This window comes from Zoogloea ramigera, assembly GCF_006539865.1.
In the GTDB taxonomy this organism is placed as follows: domain Bacteria; phylum Pseudomonadota; class Gammaproteobacteria; order Burkholderiales; family Rhodocyclaceae; genus Zoogloea; species Zoogloea ramigera.
This window is the reverse complement of sequence record NZ_BJNV01000007.1, coordinates 97,953-115,267: the sequence shown is the minus strand read 5'-3', so window position 1 is coordinate 115,267 and position 17,315 is coordinate 97,953. Positions and strand designations below refer to the sequence as shown.

15 protein-coding genes are annotated in these 17,315 nt (G+C 63.0%); 3 read left to right on the top strand and 12 right to left on the bottom strand.

The window, feature by feature from the left end:
- Positions 1-3: 3 nt before the first annotated feature.
- The 5 genes from pstS to ZRA01_RS03190 all read right to left on the bottom strand — a co-directional run bounded on the left by pstS (position 4) and on the right by ZRA01_RS03190 (position 6,123).
- Positions 4-1,119 (bottom strand): phosphate ABC transporter substrate-binding protein PstS, encoded by a 1,116-nt coding sequence (gene pstS, locus ZRA01_RS03210; protein WP_246093266.1) that lies wholly within the window; start codon positions 1,117-1,119, stop codon positions 4-6.
- Positions 1,120-1,191: 72 nt separating this feature from the next.
- Positions 1,192-2,544 (bottom strand): phosphoglucosamine mutase, encoded by a 1,353-nt coding sequence (gene glmM, locus ZRA01_RS03205; RefSeq protein WP_141349315.1) that lies wholly within the window; start codon positions 2,542-2,544, stop codon positions 1,192-1,194.
- Between the two features lie 35 nt (positions 2,545-2,579).
- Positions 2,580-3,431 (bottom strand): dihydropteroate synthase, encoded by an 852-nt coding sequence (folP, locus tag ZRA01_RS03200; RefSeq protein WP_141349314.1) that lies wholly within the window; start codon positions 3,429-3,431, stop codon positions 2,580-2,582.
- A gap of 63 nt (positions 3,432-3,494) precedes the next feature.
- Positions 3,495-5,387: an ATP-dependent zinc metalloprotease FtsH gene (gene ftsH / locus ZRA01_RS03195; protein WP_141349313.1), complete on the bottom strand. Its 1,893-nt coding sequence runs from the start codon at positions 5,385-5,387 to the stop codon at positions 3,495-3,497.
- A 115-nt stretch (positions 5,388-5,502) separates the two neighbouring features.
- Positions 5,503-6,123, bottom strand: a complete 621-nt coding sequence (locus tag ZRA01_RS03190; protein WP_141349312.1) for an RlmE family RNA methyltransferase — start codon at positions 6,121-6,123, stop codon at positions 5,503-5,505.
- A gap of 38 nt (positions 6,124-6,161) precedes the next feature.
- On the opposite strand from ZRA01_RS03190, the gene yhbY reads away from it, so the two are divergent.
- Positions 6,162-6,608 carry a ribosome assembly RNA-binding protein YhbY gene (yhbY, locus tag ZRA01_RS03185; RefSeq protein ID WP_141349311.1) on the top strand — a complete coding sequence of 149 codons (447 nt, stop codon included), beginning with the start codon at positions 6,162-6,164 and terminating at the stop codon, positions 6,606-6,608.
- Between the two features lie 21 nt (positions 6,609-6,629).
- Here yhbY and ZRA01_RS03180 read toward each other — a convergent pair whose 3' ends face one another.
- The 7 genes from ZRA01_RS03180 to ZRA01_RS03150 all read right to left on the bottom strand — a co-directional run bounded on the left by ZRA01_RS03180 (position 6,630) and on the right by ZRA01_RS03150 (position 16,133).
- Positions 6,630-7,091, bottom strand: a complete 462-nt coding sequence (locus ZRA01_RS03180; protein WP_141349310.1) for a DUF4149 domain-containing protein — start codon at positions 7,089-7,091, stop codon at positions 6,630-6,632.
- Positions 7,092-7,101: 10 nt separating this feature from the next.
- Positions 7,102-7,578: a transcription elongation factor GreA gene (gene greA / locus ZRA01_RS03175; RefSeq protein WP_141349309.1), complete on the bottom strand. Its 477-nt coding sequence runs from the start codon at positions 7,576-7,578 to the stop codon at positions 7,102-7,104.
- Positions 7,575-10,799: a carbamoyl-phosphate synthase large subunit gene (carB, locus tag ZRA01_RS03170; RefSeq protein WP_141349308.1), complete on the bottom strand. Its 3,225-nt coding sequence runs from the start codon at positions 10,797-10,799 to the stop codon at positions 7,575-7,577. Before carB ends, greA begins: the two co-directional genes overlap by 4 nt.
- Before the next feature lie 71 nt (positions 10,800-10,870).
- Positions 10,871-12,013, bottom strand: coding sequence for a glutamine-hydrolyzing carbamoyl-phosphate synthase small subunit (carA, locus tag ZRA01_RS03165; protein WP_141349307.1), 1,143 nt, complete (start codon positions 12,011-12,013; stop codon positions 10,871-10,873).
- 175 nt (positions 12,014-12,188) lie between these two features.
- Positions 12,189-14,795, bottom strand: a complete 2,607-nt coding sequence (locus ZRA01_RS03160) for a response regulator (protein ID WP_141349306.1) — start codon at positions 14,793-14,795, stop codon at positions 12,189-12,191.
- A gap of 114 nt (positions 14,796-14,909) precedes the next feature.
- On the bottom strand, positions 14,910-15,716 hold the full coding sequence (dapB, locus tag ZRA01_RS03155; protein WP_141349305.1) for a 4-hydroxy-tetrahydrodipicolinate reductase: 807 nt from the start codon (positions 15,714-15,716) through the stop codon (positions 14,910-14,912).
- Between the two features lie 63 nt (positions 15,717-15,779).
- Positions 15,780-16,133: an outer membrane protein assembly factor BamE gene (locus ZRA01_RS03150; protein ID WP_141349304.1), complete on the bottom strand. Its 354-nt coding sequence runs from the start codon at positions 16,131-16,133 to the stop codon at positions 15,780-15,782.
- Between the two features lie 123 nt (positions 16,134-16,256).
- On the opposite strand from ZRA01_RS03150, the gene fur reads away from it, so the two are divergent.
- Together fur and ZRA01_RS03140 are read left to right on the top strand one after the other, a co-directional pair.
- Entirely contained in the window at positions 16,257-16,706 is a 450-nt protein-coding gene (gene fur, locus ZRA01_RS03145) for a ferric iron uptake transcriptional regulator (protein WP_141349303.1), read from the top strand.
- 27 nt (positions 16,707-16,733) lie between these two features.
- A complete protein-coding gene (locus tag ZRA01_RS03140; RefSeq protein WP_141349302.1) occupies positions 16,734-17,306 on the top strand; it encodes a TMEM165/GDT1 family protein in 573 nt (190 codons plus the stop codon).
- Positions 17,307-17,315 lie beyond the last annotated feature (9 nt).

Below are 17,315 nucleotides of genomic sequence, written 5' to 3'. Positions count from 1 at the left end.
AAATTACTTGATGACCGGATTACCGGAAGCATCCTTGAGGGAAGCGCGCAGAGCGGTATCGATCTGCTTCACCAGAACCGGGGGAAGCGGCACGTAATCGAGCTCCTCAGCGGTCTTCTGGCCGTTCTTGAAGGCCCAGTCGAAGAACTTCACCACCTCGGCACCCTTGGCCGGATCGGCCTGCACCTTGTGCATCAGGATGAAGCTTGCGCCGGTGATCGGCCAGCTGGTCTTGCCCGGCTGCTCCGTGAGGATCTCGCCGAAGCCAGGCACCTTGCTCCATTCGGCAAACGACGCAGCAGCCTGGAAAGTCAGGTCGTCCGGCTGAACGAACTCGCCCGCCTTGTTCTTCATGGCCAGGTGGATCATCTTGTTCTTCTTGGCGTAGGCGTATTCCACGTAGCCGATGCCACCCTTGATACGCTGAACATAAGAGGCCACACCCTCGTTACCCTTGCCGCCCACACCTTCCGGCCATTGCACCGCGGTACCGGCGCCAACCTTGTCCTTCCAGTCGGTCGAAACCTTGGAGAGATAGTTGGTGAAGAGGAAAGTCGTGCCGGAACCATCAGCACGACGGACAACAGTGATGTTCTCGTCCGGCAGCCTTACACCGGCGTTGAGCGCAGCGATCGCCGGATCGTTCCACTTCTTGACCTTGCCCATGTAGATGTCGGCCAGCAGCGTGCCGGTCATCTTCATCTGCCCCGGCGCCACACCTTCGAGGTTGACCACCGGCACCACACCGCCGATCACCGCCGGGAACTGAACCAGACCATCCTTCTCGAGATCTTCAGCCTTCAAGGGCATGTCAGACGCGCCGAAATCAACGGTCTTCGACTTGATCTGCTTGATGCCACCGCCAGAGCCGATGGACTGATAGTTGAGGCCGGAACCGGTCTTGGCTTTGTAAATCTCGGCCCACTTCGAGTAGATGGGATACGGGAACGTCGCCCCTGCACCGGTAATGTCAACAGCCTGTGCGACACCAGCACCACCCAGGGCAACAACAAACGAACAGGCGCGAATGAAACCTTGCATGAATTTCTCCATCGTAGAGGTGAGCCGCAAGAAAAAACTGACGGCCTGAAGCAAAAAACCCGGCGTCAGATCACGCATAGCAGATCTAACACCGGGCGAATTCTACGACTCGAAAATTTCAGATTTGTTACATGTCGCAATGCAGCAACTTCAGTTCGCGGCAGCCCTCACAACCTCAGCCAGTCCATGGGCAAGGCGATCGACCATTGCACCATCGTCACCTTCGACCATCACACGCAGCAAGGGCTCGGTTCCAGAGGGGCGCAGCAACACACGCCCCTTGTCAGCAAGCTCGGCAGTGGCCGCCGTCACGGCAGCAGCAATCGCCTCGCTGTCTGCCCACGCAAAACCCGGTTTGATCGGCACATTGACAAGCTTCTGCGGATAGAAAGTGAGGTCTGCGCACATGTCTTCGAGCCTGGCATTCTGCTGGCGCAGCGCAGCCAGCACCTGAAGACCGGCGATGATCCCATCCCCCGTGGTGTGGCGATCCAGGCAGATGATGTGACCGGAGTTTTCGCCCCCCAGCTTCCAGCCGTTGGCGTGCATCAACTCAAGCACATAGCGGTCACCCACCTTGGCGCGTGCAAACGGAAGCCCGAGTCGGCCGACCGCGTGCTCGAAACCCAGATTGCTCATCAGGGTGCCGACGACACCGTTCGCGCCGCCCGCCGCAACGGCAGCCTTGGCGATCACGTAAAGCAGCTTGTCGCCGTCGTAGACCCCGCCCTTTCCGTCGACCATGATGATCCGGTCGCCGTCACCATCCAGCGCGATGCCAAGATCGGCGCCACTGCTCAGCACTGCGTCCCGAATGCTTTGGGGAGAGGTTGCACCCACCTTGTCGTTGATGTTCATGCCGTTGGGCTCAACCCCCACCAGCACGAGTTCTGCACCGAGTTCGTGGAAAACCTTGGGCGCGACGGTGTACGCAGCACCGTGTGCGCAGTCGAGCGCGATCTTCATGCCACGCAGGTCGAGCTCATTCGGGAAGGTGTTCTTGCAGAATTCGACATAACGCCCGCGCGCGTCATCGATGCGCTGAGCCTTGCCGAGGCGCGCAGACGGCTCGCACCCCATCGGCTCATCGAGCCGTGCTTCGATCTCGAGCTCGACGGAATCAGGCAACTTGGTACCTGCCGCCGAGAAAAACTTGATCCCGTTATCCTCGAAGGGGTTATGGGACGCAGAAATCACCACACCGGCCTGCAGGCGCAGCGCCCGAGTAAGGTATGCGATCGCCGGCGTCGGTAAAGGACCTGCCAGGAAGACATCGACACCCGCCGCCGCGAAGCCAGCCTCGAGGGCCGACTCGAGCATGTATCCGGAGATGCGGGTGTCCTTTCCGATGATCACCGCGGGACGATCACCAGGCCGCAGGTGTTCGCGTGCAACCAGCGTCTTGCCGGCCGCATAGCCCAGACGCAAACAGAAATCCGGCGTAATCGGCGCTTCCCCGACACAACCACGTACGCCATCGGTACCAAAATACTTTCTAGACATCTTACCCTCGCACAGGCTCTTTCATGATTTTAGCATTATGCCGCAAGGCCGGGCGGCCTGTCTGCCTCCACCGCCATCCATACGCGCAAAACATCACGCGTCGCGGCAACATCGTGAGTCCGGACGATTCGTGCCCCCCGCTGGACTGCCAGCAAGGCCGCTGCCGCGCCGGCAAACACGCGTTCGCGCACGTCGCGCCCCGTGATCGCTCCGAGCATCGTCTTGCGTGACACCCCCACAAAGACCGGAAAGCCACTCTCTCCGAACACCTCAAGGTGTCGCAACAGTGCCAGATTATGATCCAGCGTCTTGCCAAAACCAAAACCCGGATCGACCACGATGCGCTGCCGCGAGACACCATTGTCAAGCAGCACGCGCACCCGCTCATCGAGAAAACTTCGAACCTCGGCAACGACGTCACGATAACTCGGCGCCAGCTGCATGGTACCGGGCTCACCCTGCATGTGCATGACGCTCAACGCCGCAGAGCTGCCGCACACAGCATCGAGCGCACCAGGCGCCCGAAATGACGCAATATCATTGATCAGATCGGCCCCCGCACGAATCGACTCCCGCATCACCGCAGGCTTCACCGTATCGATGGACAAAGGGATGTTGAGGGGCGCGAGCGCCTCGACCAGCGGAACAACCCTGTCCAGCTCCTGTTGCTCCGAAACCATTGTCGCGCCAGGACGGGACGACTCACCACCGATGTCGAGAATCTCGGCCCCCTCCTTGACTGCACGCTCAGCGGCAAGCAGCGCGCTGCCAAGATCGGGGCAGCCATCACCCGAAAATGAATCTGCCGTGACGTTGATGATCGCCATGATCTTCGGTTGCGACATATCAAGCTGAAAACGGCCACAGGCGAGAATGGAAGAACTCATTTAAGCCTCAAAAATGAAGAGGCCGGCGTCGAGCCGGCCCCTGAACTACACGAATGTTACTTATCAGGCTGCGGGTGCTGCCGCCGTCGGCGCAGCCCCCGGCGAATCGTCACTCGGCCGACGCGGGGTCTGAGACGAGGGCTTGGGCGCACGGGGAGCCCGGCCGTCCATGATGTCGTTGATCTGATCCGCATCGATGGTCTCGAGCTCGAGCAGCGCCGCAGTCATCGCCTCTACCTTGTCACGGTTTTCCTCGATGAGCCGACGTGCCAGCGCGTACTGCTGGTCAAGGATCCGCCGGATCTCGGCGTCGACCTTTTGCAGCGTCGCTTCCGACATGTTCTTGTGAGTCGTCACCGAACGGCCCAGAAACACCTCGCCCTCTTCCTCACCATAAACCATCGGGCCGAGGTTGTCGGACATACCCCACTGGGTGACCATCCGCCGGGCCAGGTCGGTGGCGCGCTGGAAGTCGTTGGAAGCACCCGTGGTCATCTGATTCATGAAGATTTCCTCGGCGATCCGGCCACCGAAGAGCACCGCGATGGTCTGCAGCAGACGCTCGCGGTCCTGGCTGTAGCGATCTTGCTCGGGGAGCTGCATCGTCACGCCCAGGGCGCGGCCACGCGGAATGATGGTGACCTTGTGAACCGGGTCGGTCTTGGTGAGGCACTTGGCCACCACTGCATGACCCGACTCGTGGAAGGCCGTATTGCGACGCTCCTCCTCGGGCATGACCATCGAACGCCGCTCGGCGCCCATCATGATTTTGTCCTTGGCGCGTTCAAAATCGTCCATGTCCACGAGGCGCTTGTTGCCTCTCGCGGCGAATAGCGCCGCCTCGTTCACCAGATTGGCAAGATCGGCGCCAGCGAAGCCCGGGCAACCGCGCGCCAGGATCATCGCATCCACATCGGGCGCGATGGGCACCTTGCGCATGTGAACCCGCAGAATCTGCTCCCGACCACGAATATCCGGCAGCGGCACGACCACCTGCCGATCAAATCGACCCGGACGAAGCAGCGCAGGATCGAGCACGTCAGGACGGTTGGTTGCGGCAATCACGATGACGCCAGAGACGCCTTCGAAACCATCCATTTCGACGAGCAGCTGGTTAAGGGTCTGCTCACGCTCGTCATTGCCGCCACCCAGCCCGGCGCCACGCTGACGACCCACTGCGTCGATCTCGTCGATGAAGATGATGCAGGGCGCCTGCTTCTTGGCCTGCTCGAACATGTCGCGGACACGCGCCGCGCCGACGCCGACAAACATCTCAACGAAATCGGAACCGGAGATAGAGAAGAACGGCACCTTCGCCTCGCCGGCGATCGCCTTGGCGAGCAGAGTCTTGCCGGTACCCGGCGAACCCACCATCAGCACACCCTTCGGGATGTGCCCGCCCAGCTTCTGGAACTTGGAGGGATCTCGCAGGAACTCGACGAGTTCGCCAACTTCCTCCTTGGCTTCATCACAACCGGCAACATCAGCAAACGTGACGGTGTTGGCCGTCTCGTCAAGCATCTTGGCCTTGGATTTACCGAAGGAGAAGGCGCCGCCGCGCCCGCCCCCCTGCATCTGCCTCATGAAGAAGACCCAGACACCGATCAGCAGGATCATCGGAAACCAGGAAACGAAGATGTTCATGAGGAAGGACTGCTCCTCCTCGGGCTTCGCCGCCGTGACCTTGACCCCGTAACGCATCAGATCACCCACCATCCAGATATCCTGGAAACCGGGCGTGTAGACCGTAACTTGCCGTCCATCCTGGGTGGTTGCCCTGACGGTACGGCCATCCACGACCGCCTTGGCGACCTTGCCTTGTTTGGCGTCCTCCATGAACTGGGAGTATTCGACCGAGTTCTGGGCGGCCTGGCGAGTGTTGAACTGGTTGAAAACGGTCATCAGCACGACGCCGATCACCAACCAGATCGCAAGATTCTTGAATAGATTGTTCACGCGATTCCTTGACAGCCCGACATGAGCTACAACTTTGTAGACTGATTCTATGTCCGATCGTTCGATCGATCAAATCATCGTCATCATTAAAGGAGACAATGATGCCCTTCCCCGCCTAGGCACGCTTGCCCGAGCCCAGCAGATAGACTTCCGAACTTCTGCCCCGGGACGCCTGGGGCTTGCGCACCAGCACAGACTTGAACTCGTTTTCCATCTGTTTGCGAAAGGCGTCGAACCCTTCCCCCTGGAAGACCTTCACCAGGAAGCGCCCGCCTTGCGCGAGGTGTTTCTGGGCAAAATCCAGCGCAAGCTCCGCAAGATACACAGACCTTGCCTGGTCACTGCTGGGGATACCCGATATGTTGGGTGCGATGTCGGACATTACAAGGTCCACTTGACGACCACCCAGAATTTCTTCGAACCGTTCGACGAACTCCTCGTCGTGGAAATCGCCCTGCATGAACTCGACACCCGGGATAGGCTCCATGGGCAACAGGTCGAGCGCAAAGACCCGGCCCACCTCACCCACCCGCTTGTTCGCGACCTGGCTCCAGGAGCCCGGCGCGGCGCCCAGATCCACGACAATCATTCCTGGACGGATCAGCTTATCCTTGTCGTCGATCTCCATCAGTTTGTAGGCTGCACGGGCACGCCAGCCCTCGGACTTGGCACGCTGGACGAAAGGATCATTGACATGCTCTGCCATCCAGGATTTGCTGGTCTTGGTACGCTTCATCGGGGTACAATTATGCCCTTTTGTCAATGGGTTTTAAAATGATTGAACTCACGCCGGCTCAGCGGCGAGCGTTTCGTGCGCAGGCGCACCACCTGCACCCGGTGGTCAGCGTCTCCAGCAATGGGCTCACGCCTTCCGTGCTCAAGGAGATCGACCACGCTCTCCAGGCTCACGAACTCATCAAGATTCGTGTCTATGGCGAAGATCGCTCCCACCGGGACTCGATCATGCAAACCGTCTGCACCGAACTCCAGGCAGCCGCTGTCCAGCACATTGGCAAGACTTTGATCGTGTGGCGGGAAAAGCGTGCGGAAGAGGTCTCCGCGGGCAGCGTCACCGAGCGCCCCAAGAAAGCGGTCTCAAAGGCGAAGTCTGCCAAGGCACTTTCTGCCCGTCGCGGCATTGCGTCCTTGACCGCAAAAGCCCCCCGCAAGACCCACTGGTTCGCAACTCCGAACAAAAGCCGGCGTAATCCGGCCGACTGATCGGACCACGCAGGGCCGCGGTCAGCGCAGCCCGCGCCCCTGCAATGCGACCAGCATCAGGCCGAGCAGGCTCTGAACAAGATAAACAACGCTCGACACCCCGTGCCAGGCAACGAAGCGATCACGCAAGGCACTTTCCATCACCTCACGCGGAAATGAATCCGCTTTCAACTGAGCCAGGATCGGCTGAACACCAAAATAGCCTGCGACCGTCAGGAGAAGCATCAGCAGCACCAGCCAGAAAACGCTGCTCCGGAAAGCTCCGCCTTCCTTGCGCAAGGCCACGAAGACGAGCAGATAGGCCGCTGCTGCAATGCCCAGCCAGGCAACGTAAGTGAACATCTCGCCCGCAACGCGCCCCGCCAAGGCCCTGTCGTCCAGGAGCCTGAACAGGACTGGAGCTGCAAGGTAGCCGATCGCCCACAACGCGCCGACCCAGAGGGTTATGGCGATGCTGTAAAGGTGCTCGGCAACCCGCTGCATGATCGATGGGTCAGACGTAACGGACGTCGATCAGCTCAAGCTCACGGACGCCACCCGGGGCCTGAACCTCGGCCACGTCACCGGCAAACTTCCCGATGAGCGCACGAGCGATCGGCGAACTGATCGCAATCTTGCCGTCCTTGATGTCCGCCTCGTCATCCCCGACGATCTGATAGGTAACCATGTCACCCGTATCCAGATCTTCGAGCTCGACCGTCGCACCAAAAACGCAGCGGCCGTCCGCATCGAGCAGCTTGGGGTCGATGATCTGCGCATTGGAGAGCTTGCTCTCCACTTCGCGAATCCGCCCCTCGATGAAGCCCTGGCGCTCCTTGGCCGCATCGTATTCGGCGTTTTCCGACAGATCGCCGTGGGAGCGCGCCTCAGCGATCGCAGCGATCACCTCAGGGCGATCCACGGTTTTCAGGCGGTGGAGTTCTTGCCGGAGTTTTTCAGCCCCGGCAACAGTCAGAGGAACCTTGTTCATGCCTTGCCGAGCTCCGCGTGCAGGGCCTGCAGCGAGTAGGCCTCGAGACCGGACAGGTGACGCATGCCCATGCAGGCTGCCTTGGCGCCTTCGATCGTCGTGAACACGGTAACCTTGGCCGCCAGCGCGCTGGTACGGATCGAACGGGAGTCGGTGACCGCCTGACGCTTTTCCTCGACGGAGTTGATGACGAGGCTGATCTCGTTGTTCTTGATCATGTCCACGATGTGCGGACGGCCTTCATTCACCTTATTGACTTCGGACACGGCCAGACCCGCCGCGGCAATTGCCGACGCCGTGCCGCGGGTCGCCACGACCGAGAAGCCGAGATCGATGAGTTCCCGCGCCACTTCGATGGCCTTCGGCCGGTCGGTGTGCTTGACGCTGATGAAAGCCTTCCCGGAGGTCGGCAGACGCACGCCGGCGCCGATCTGGCTCTTGACGAAGGCTTCGGCAAAAGTACGGCCGACACCCATCACCTCGCCGGTGGACTTCATCTCGGGGCCGAGGATGGTGTCGACACCCGGGAACTTGACGAAGGGGAAGACAGCTTCCTTCACCGAATAGTAGGGCGGCACAACCTCGCCGACCACACCCTGATCATCCAGGCTGCGCCCGGCCATGCAGCGGGCGGCGATCTTGGCGAGCGGCAGGCTGCAGGCCTTGGACACGAAGGGCACGGTGCGCGAGGCACGCGGGTTCACTTCGAGCACATAGACCACGGCAGCGTCGCCCTGCCCCTGGATCGCGAACTGCACGTTCATCAGACCGCAGACGTTGAGGGCCCGTGCCATCGCTTCGGTCTGGCGGCGCAGCTCGTCCTGCAGTTTCGCGGAGAGGGTGAAGGGCGGCAGCGAACAGGCGGAATCGCCCGAGTGGACGCCGGCCTGCTCGATGTGCTCCATGATGCCGCCGATCATCACGCGCTTGCCGTCGGAGAGGGCATCGACGTCGACTTCGGTGGCGTCATTGAGGAAGCGGTCGAGGAGCACCGGCGAATCGTTGGAAACCTTCACCGCCTCGCGCATGTAGCGCTCGAGGTCCTTTTGCTCGTGGACGATTTCCATCGCCCGGCCGCCAAGCACATAGCTCGGGCGGACCACCAGCGGGTAGCCGATTTCGGCGGCCAGCCGCACGGCATCTTCGGGCGTGCGGGCGGTACGGTTGGGAGGCTGCTTGAGGCCCAGCTCGAACAGCAGCTTCTGGAAGCGCTCGCGGTCTTCCGCCGCGTCGATCATGTCTGGGCTGGTGCCGATGATGGGCACGCCGTTGGCTTCGAGATCGCGGGCGCGCTTGAGCGGCGTCTGGCCGCCAAACTGCACGATCACGCCGACGGGCTGCTCGACGGCAACGATCTCGAGGATGTCTTCGAGGGTCAGCGGCTCGAAGTACAGGCGGTCGGAGGTGTCGTAGTCGGTGGACACGGTTTCCGGGTTGCAATTGACCATGATGGTCTCGTAGCCGTCCTCGCGCATCGCCATTGCCGCATGCACGCAGCAGTAGTCGAACTCGATGCCCTGGCCGATCCGGTTCGGACCACCGCCCAGCACCATGATCTTCTTGCTGCTGGTCGGACGGGCCTCGCACTCGTCCTCGTAGGAGGAGTACAGATAGGCCGTGGAGGTGGCGAACTCGGCAGCGCAGGTATCGACACGCTTGAACACCGGGCGGACACCGGCCGCATGGCGGTGCAGGCGCACGGAGGTTTCGTCGGTGCCCAGCAGCTTGGCCAGACGGCGGTCGGCAAAGCCCTTGCGCTTCAACTCGCGCAGCTCGGCAGCGCCGATGCCCTTGAGCGAGCGGCCGGTGAGCGACTTCTCGGTCTTGACGATGTCTTCGATCTGGATCAGGAACCACGGGTCGATGCGGGTCAGCGCCTGGACCTGCTCGAAGGACATGCCCTCGCGGAAGGCCTGGCCCACGTACCAGATGCGCTGGGCACCCGGCTCGCCGAGCTCGCGCTCGAGGTCGTCCTGGTCGGCTTCGATCTCGTCGAGGCCGTAGGCGCCGGTTTCGAGGCCGCGCAGGGCTTTCTGGAAGGACTCCTGGAAGGTGCGGCCCATGGCCATCACCTCGCCCACCGACTTCATCTGGGTGGTCAGGCGATCATTGGCCGCCGGGAACTTCTCGAAGGCGAAACGCGGGATCTTGGTGACGACGTAGTCGATGGACGGCTCGAAGGACGCCGGGGTTGCGCCGCCGGTGATGTCGTTCTTGAGTTCGTCGAGGGTGAAGCCCACCGCCAGCTTGGCAGCGACCTTGGCGATCGGGAAGCCAGTGGCCTTGGAGGCCAGCGCCGATGAGCGCGACACCCGCGGATTCATCTCGATGACGATCATGCGGCCGTCGGCCGGGTTGATCGCGAACTGCACGTTGGAGCCACCCGTATCGACGCCGATCTCGCGCAGCACTGCGATCGAGGCGTTACGCAGGATCTGGTATTCCTTGTCGGTCAGCGTCTGCGACGGCGCGACGGTGATGGAGTCGCCGGTGTGCACGCCCATCGGGTCGAGGTTCTCGATGGAGCACACGATGATGCAGTTGTCCGCCTTGTCGCGGACCACTTCCATCTCGTATTCCTTCCAGCCGATCAGCGACTCTTCGATGAGCAGCTCGTTGGTCGGGGACGCCTCGAGGCCGCGCTTGCAGATCTCGACGAACTCTTCGGTGTTGTAGGCGATGCCGCCGCCGGTGCCGCCCAGCGTGAAGGACGGGCGGATGATGACCGGAAAGCCGATCTCGGCCTGCACCTGGTGGGCATCTTCCATGCTGTGGGCGATGCCGGAGCGCGCGGAGCCGAGACCGATCTTGGTCATCGCATCCTTGAACTTCAGGCGATCTTCAGCCTTGTCGATGGCCTCTTCCTTGGCACCGATCAGCTCCACGCCAAACTTTTCGAGCACGCCGTTGCGGGCGAGATCGAGGGCGCAGTTGAGCGCCGTCTGGCCACCCATGGTGGGCAGCACTGCATCGGGGCGCTCTTTTTCGATGATGCGCTCGACGACCTGCCAGGTGATCGGCTCGATGTAGGTGACGTCCGCCGTTTCCGGGTCGGTCATGATGGTCGCCGGGTTGGAATTCACCAGCACGACCTTGTAACCCTCTTCGCGCAGGGCCTTGCAGGCCTGGGCGCCGGAGTAGTCGAATTCGCAGGCCTGACCGATGATGATCGGGCCGGCACCAATGATGAGGATGGTCTTGATGTCTGTACGTTTGGGCATGGTTCTTCAGGGGCAGGAAAGCGGATTAGCGGAATACGGCGCGCCGGAGCGCGCCTGCGCAAGGATCGGCTTCAGCCCTTCGCCTCCATCAGCGAAATGAATCGATCAAACAGGTAGGCCACGTCGTGGGGACCCGGGCTGGCCTCAGGGTGCCCCTGGAACGAGAAGGCAGGCACATCGGTGCGGGCCAGGCCCTGCAGGCTGCCGTCGAACAGGGACACGTGGGTCGTCCGCACGTTGGCCGGCAGCGTCGCGGCGTCCGCAGCGAAACCGTGGTTCTGGCTGGTGATCAGCACCTGGCCGGAATCGAGATCCTTGACCGGGTGGTTGGCACCGTGGTGGCCAAATTTCATCTTCAGCGTGCGGGCGCCGGAGGCCAGGGCCAGCAGCTGGTGGCCAAGGCAGATGCCGAAGGTCGGCACGCCCTTGGCGAGGATTTCGCGGATCGCGGTAATGGCATAGTCGCAGGGCTCCGGATCGCCGGGGCCGTTTGACAGGAAGACGCCATCCGGATTCATCGCCAGCACCTCGGCAGCGGGCGTCTGGGCCGGCACCACGGTCAGGCGGCAGCCTCGTTCGGCGAGCATGCGCAGGATGTTGCGCTTGATGCCATAGTCGTAGGCCACCACATGGAAGCGCGCGTTTTGCTGGGGCACATAGCCCTCACCCAGCTTCCACTCGCCTTCGGTCCATTCGTAGGACTCGGTGGCAGACACAACCTTGGCGAGGTCCATGCCTGCCAGCCCCGGAAAGGCGCGGGCCTGGGCGATGGCGGCATCGGCATTCAGTTCGGCCGCCGTGGCGGCCGTCATGATGCAGCCACCCTGGGCACCCTTTTCACGCAGGATGCGGGTGAGCTTGCGGGTGTCCAGACCGGCAATGGCGACGATGTTTTCGGCTTTGAGGTAGGCATCCAGCGACTGCTCCGAGCGCCAGTTCGACGCCACCAGGGGCAGATCACGAATCACCAGGCCCGCGGCGTAGACCTTGCCGGCCTCGCAATCTTCGCGGTTGATGCCCGTGTTTCCGATGTGCGGATAGGTGAGAGTGACGATCTGGCGGCAGTAGCTCGGGTCGGTGAGGATTTCCTGGTAACCGGACATGGAGGTGTTGAACACCACCTCACCGGTCGTTACACCTAGCGCCCCGATACCCTTTCCGTAAAACACCGTCCCGTCGGCAAGAGCAAGAATGGCGGGCGGGAAAGCTGACACGGTGAACTCCTCGAAATCTTTTGATTGGACGGCAAGCATGTGCGGCCGGGCCACACATGAAAAACGGGATCAGCCTGAACGGCCATCCCGCTATGAAACTTTTCAATTATAGCCCGCCGCGGGTAGTTCGGGCAAACCCGCGTCACAGCCCAGGGGAAACCGGCGGCGCTGGCCACTAAGACTTCCGCGCCCTGCGCAAGACGCCTGCGAGCTTGCCCTGCTGGGCGAGAAGCTCAGGGAGCTCGCGCCGGACACCCGCGGCGTCGGATTCCCGGGCCAGAGTCTCGAGACGGCGGGCGGCGGCCATCACGCCTTCGGCATTGAACACCCCTGCGCTTCCCTTGATGCTATGCGCCAGATTGCGGAGGGTGGTGAAATCGTTGGCGCGCTGCGCCTGCTCCAGCGCCTTGCGGTTGCGCTCAAGATCAGCAAAGAAAAGGCCGATCAGCTGCTGCAGGGCGGCCTCGTCGCCGTCGAGCAGCTCGCGGGTCGCATCGAGATCTGCTGCGGCTTCATCGGCCCCGAAATCGATGTGCCCGTCCTCAACCTGCCCCTGCCCCTCGGCCACACCACCCACATCGCCCACGACCCGCTCGATCACCGCGCGCAGCTCGGCCGGCTTGATCGGCTTGGCGATGTAATCGTCCATGCCGGAAGCCAGGCAACGGTCGCGGTCGCCCTGCATTGCATGGGCCGTCATCGCGACGATCGGCGTCGAGCGCCACTGCCCGCCAGCCGCCCAGGTACGCCGCGCCTCGCGGGCACGGATCGCCTGGGTGGCCTCCAGCCCGCCCATCACCGGCATCTGCACGTCCATCAGGATGAGATCGAACTTTTCCTTGTCGAAGAGATCGAGGCCCTCCTGACCGTTGCCGGCGACGGTCAGGGTGTGCCCCATCTTCTCCAGCATCTTGACGGCAACGGTCTGGTTGACCGGGTTATCCTCGACCAGCAGGATCTTGAGCTTCAGCGCGGGGCCGGATTCGGCCGGCGCGTAGGCATGGGTCTGGGTTGCATCGAAGGAGAGCAGACGATCGCTCTCCGCCACCGCGCCGTGCAGGGCGAGGCCCAGCGCGTCCCTCAGATCGGCACGGGAGAATGGCTTGATGAGACGCGCTCCGACCTTCAGCCGCTCGCACTTGAGCGTATCTTCCCGATGGCTGCTGACATCGAGCATCATGATGAGCCGATCGATGGAAGGCCAGTCCTTGATCAGCCGCTCGGCGAGCGCGTAACCCCCGGGCGCAGGCATTGCGGCGTCCATCAGCAGCCAGTCGAAGGGAGTTCCCGACTTGTGGGCCGCCGCCAGGGCGTCCTCGACGGCCGCGCCGTTGCCCGCCTCCAGCACATCGAGCCCCATTGCCCGCAACTGCTCGCCGACGCAGTGCCGCAGGGCCGCGTTGCGCCCAGCAACCAGCGCCCGCCGCCGGCCAAAACTTTCCACCACCACCGCCTTGGCACGACCAATCCCGACGCGGACGGTGAAACGGAAGGTGCTCCCTTTTCCGGGCTCGCTCTCGAGAAAGACCGAGCCGCCCATCAGCTCGACGATGCGTCGGCTGATCGCCAGCCCGAGCCCGGTGCCGCCATACTTGCGGGTCGTCGACGCGTCGGCCTGGGAGAAGGCACCAAAGACAAGCCCCTGCTTGTCCTTCGGGATGCCGATCCCCGAATCCCGCACGGCAAACTCGAGTACCAGATCACCGCTGCCGACGGTGCTGGCCGACACCGAAACCTCGACCTCACCCGCCTCGGTGAACTTCACCGCATTGCCGACCAGATTGGTGACCACCTGACGCAGGCGGATCGGGTCGCCGATCACCACGTCGGGCACATCCGTGCCGATGTCGTAGAAGCACTCGATGCCTTTTTCGTAGGCACGCAGGGCGAGCGACTTCATCGTGTCGCCGAGGAGGCTGACGATGGAGAACTCGACCTGCTCGAGGGTCATGTGGCCAGCCTCGATCTTCGAGAAATCCAGCACATCGTTGATGATCCGCAGCAGCGAGTCTGCCGAGCTCTTGACGGTGTGCAGGTATTCCCGCTGTTCCGCATCGAGCTTGGTGTCGAGCATCAGCTCCGTCATGCCGATGATCCCGTTCATCGGCGTGCGGATCTCGTGACTCATGTTGGCGAGGAAGTCGCTCTTGGCCCGGTTGGCCGCCTCGGCCTGCTCCTTGGCGTGGAGCAGCTCCAGCTCGGCGCACTTGGCCTGGGTGGCGTCCTGATAGGTGCCCACCATGCGCGCCCAGCGGCCGTCGGCGCCCCTGTTGGAGGCCTTGCCCCGCGCCAGCACCCAGCGCCAGCCGCCGCCCTTGGCCTGAATGCGGAACTGGGTCTCGAAATACGGCACTTCGTCGCGCAGGTGGGCCGCGACCTGATTGCGCATGAGCTCGAGGTCGTGGGGATGCACCAGCGGCACCCAAGCGAGGCCACTCGACGAATATTCGGATTCATCGTAACCGAGCGTCTTTCGCCAGGCGCTATCGATCACAATTGAGTTGCGGGCCAGATCCCAGTCCCACACGCCACCTTCGGTGTTGTGCATGGCTAGGTCGAGGCGCTCACGCATCTCGTGGAGCCCCCGCTCCGCCGCATCCCGGGCGCCGAGCAGCACCCCCAGGGCGGCGACGCATTGCTCGGCGGTCACGACCTCACCGAGGGGCGTATCGAGCACCCCCTCCGCCTCGCCGCTCGCGAGAAACGCGCGCACGGCGCGCCCGATCTGGGCGTCTTGTGAATCGAGATCGGCGTCAGGAGGAATCACGTGGGCAGTCAGCAAGGGATCTTGAAAAGCGGGACGCGTACGCCCTGGCGACGCGTCTTCCGGAAAGCCATCAGGATAACGGCACGGCACGCCCTTGCTTGAGCCCCGCCCGACCGTCAACCGACTTTTTTACTTCAGCCCCAGCACGTCCTGCATGTCGAACAGCCCCGACTTGCGCGGCGCGATGAAACGGGCGGCGCGCAGGCTGCCCGCTGCGTAAGGCATGCGGCTGCCGCTCTTGTGGGTGATCTCGATGCGCTCGCCGATGCCGGCAAACAGCACCGTGTGGTCGCCGACGATGTCGCCACCCCGGATGGTCGAGAAACCGATCGTCTGGCCGTCACGCTCACCGGTGACGCCCTCGCGGCCGTAGATCGCGCAGGCGTCGAGATCGCGACCGAGCGCGTCGGCGACGACCTCGCCCATGCGCAGCGCGGTGCCCGAGGGCGCATCGACCTTGAGGCGGTGGTGGGCCTCGATGATCTCCACGTCGTAGCCCTCGTTGAGGATCCGGGCCGCCACGTCGAGCAGCTTGAACACCGCGTTCATGCCAACCGCCATGTTCGGCGCGAACACCACCGGGATGTGCTCGGCAGCCGCGGCGATGGCCGCCTTGCCATCGGCCGAGAAACCGGTGGTGCCGATCACCATGCCGCAGCCGGCGGCGCGGGCCAGCTCGAGGTGATGCAGCGTGCCCTCCGGGCGGGTGAAGTCGATCAGGCAGTCGGCCTGGGCGACGCCCGCGGCCACGTCGCTGCTGATGGCCACGCCACAGGGCAGCCCGACCAGCTCGCCGGCGTCCTTGCCGATGAAGGGGCTGTCCGGCTGCTCGAAGGCCGCCACCAGCGCAGTGTCGGGCGCCTTGAGGATGCTTTCGACGAGCATCCGGCCCATCCGTCCGGATGCACCGGCAACGGCAATACGAATTTTATTCATGCAATCCTCGGCATTCAGGACAAAAAGGAATGAATCATGCCCAGCCAGCGGCTGGCGAGCGCATCAGGGTGCGGGCTGCGGCGCGGCGTCGGCGGGACGCACGTCACCATCGAGGCGCGCCAGACGGCCGTCCTCGAAGATCACAGTGAGGCGCCGCTCCTGGGAGGCACCCTTGCCCGGCTGAAAGCGGTAAACATAATCCCAGCGGTCGGCATGGAAGATGTCGCTGACGAGCGGCGTGCCGAGCACGAAGCGCACCTGCTCGCGGCTCATGCCGGGCTTGAGCTGGGACACCATGTCCTGGGTGATGTAGTTGCCCTGCCGGACATCGATCCGGTAAGGCTTCACGAAATCAGTCACGGCGGTACAGCCGGAAACGGCCACGATCAGCAGGGCGGAAGAAAGCAGTTTGCGCATGGCGTTTCGAAGGTCGGGGTCAGGGAACCGCGCTTTTGAGGCGCATTCTCAACACGGGGCAGAAACTATATCATACGGGGCCGGCCGGGCTTCCGGCCGCCTAGTCCAGTTTTCGGGGCCTCCATGTCCAGCAATTCCCAGAATCTCAAGAGTATCGGCCTCAAGGCAACCTTCCCGCGGCTTAAGATCCTCGACCTGTTCCAGAAGGTCGAGAATCGCCACCTCACCGCCGAAGACGTCTATCGCCTCCTGATCGCCGAAGACATGGATATCGGCCTGGCCACCGTCTACCGGGTCCTCACCCAGTTCGAACAGGCCGGCCTCCTCGAGCGCCATTACTTCGAGTCGGGCAAGGCCGTCTTCGAGCTCAACGAAGGCCATCACCACGACCACCTGGTGTGCCTGCAATGCGGCCGGGTGGAGGAATTCTTCGACCCCGAGATCGAGGAGCGCCAGAACAAGATCGCCGCCGAGCGCGGCTTCACGGTGCGCGAACACGCCCTCTACCTCTACGTCGAGTGCCTCAAGGCCGACTGCCCCCACAAGAGCGCCTCCAGCGCCCCCGCCCGCTAATTTCTGGCGGCCCTGCCGCCCATCCCCGTGGAAGCCTTCCTCACCTCGACCGCCCTCGTCGCCCTGGCGGAAATCGGCGACAAGACCCAGCTATTGTCCTTCGTGCTGGCCGCCCGGCTGCGCAAGCCCTGGGCGATCATCGCCGGCATCTTCGTCGCCACCGTGCTCAATCACGCCCTCGCCGGCTCGGTGGGCGTATGGGTTGCCGAGTTCATCCCCGCCTCCTGGCTACCCTGGATCATCGGCGTCGTCTTCATCGCCTTCGGTTTGTGGACGCTCAAGCCCGACACCCTCGACGACGACGAAGCCCCCTCCGAAGTCCATCCGGCGGGCGCCTTCGTGACCACCACCATCGCATTCTTCATCGCGGAGATGGGCGACAAGACCCAGTTTGCCACCATCGCCCTGGCCGCCAAGTACGACGCGCTGCTGTGGGTCGTGCTGGGCACCACGATAGGCATGATGATCGCCAACGTGCCGGCGGTGCTGCTGGGCGAAGGCCTGGCACGCCGGCTGCCGCTCACCCAGATCCGCTGGATCGCGGCGGCGGTGTTCGTGCTCACGGGCGTGCTGACGATCGCCCACGCGGGCAGCCTCTGAAGGCCGCGC

What these genes read in the sequence shown, in the direction of transcription:
- fur (WP_141349303.1), top strand. Translation starts at nt 16,257, where the DNA reads ATGTCCAGCAATTCCCAGAATCTCAAGAGTATCGGCCTCAAGGCAACC.
- yhbY (WP_141349311.1), top strand. Translation starts at nt 6,162, where the DNA reads ATGATTGAACTCACGCCGGCTCAGCGGCGAGCGTTTCGTGCGCAGGCG.
- pstS (WP_246093266.1), bottom strand. Translation starts at nt 1,119, where the DNA reads ATGCGTGATCTGACGCCGGGTTTTTTGCTTCAGGCCGTCAGTTTTTTC.
- dapB (WP_141349305.1), bottom strand. Translation starts at nt 15,716, where the DNA reads ATGAATAAAATTCGTATTGCCGTTGCCGGTGCATCCGGACGGATGGGC.
- glmM (WP_141349315.1), bottom strand. Translation starts at nt 2,544, where the DNA reads ATGTCTAGAAAGTATTTTGGTACCGATGGCGTACGTGGTTGTGTCGGG.
- ZRA01_RS03190 (WP_141349312.1), bottom strand. Translation starts at nt 6,123, where the DNA reads ATGAAGCGTACCAAGACCAGCAAATCCTGGATGGCAGAGCATGTCAAT.
- folP (WP_141349314.1), bottom strand. Translation starts at nt 3,431, where the DNA reads ATGAGTTCTTCCATTCTCGCCTGTGGCCGTTTTCAGCTTGATATGTCG.
- ZRA01_RS03180 (WP_141349310.1), bottom strand. Translation starts at nt 7,091, where the DNA reads ATGCAGCGGGTTGCCGAGCACCTTTACAGCATCGCCATAACCCTCTGG.
- greA (WP_141349309.1), bottom strand. Translation starts at nt 7,578, where the DNA reads ATGAACAAGGTTCCTCTGACTGTTGCCGGGGCTGAAAAACTCCGGCAA.
- ZRA01_RS03150 (WP_141349304.1), bottom strand. Translation starts at nt 16,133, where the DNA reads ATGCGCAAACTGCTTTCTTCCGCCCTGCTGATCGTGGCCGTTTCCGGC.
- carB (WP_141349308.1), bottom strand. Translation starts at nt 10,799, where the DNA reads ATGCCCAAACGTACAGACATCAAGACCATCCTCATCATTGGTGCCGGC.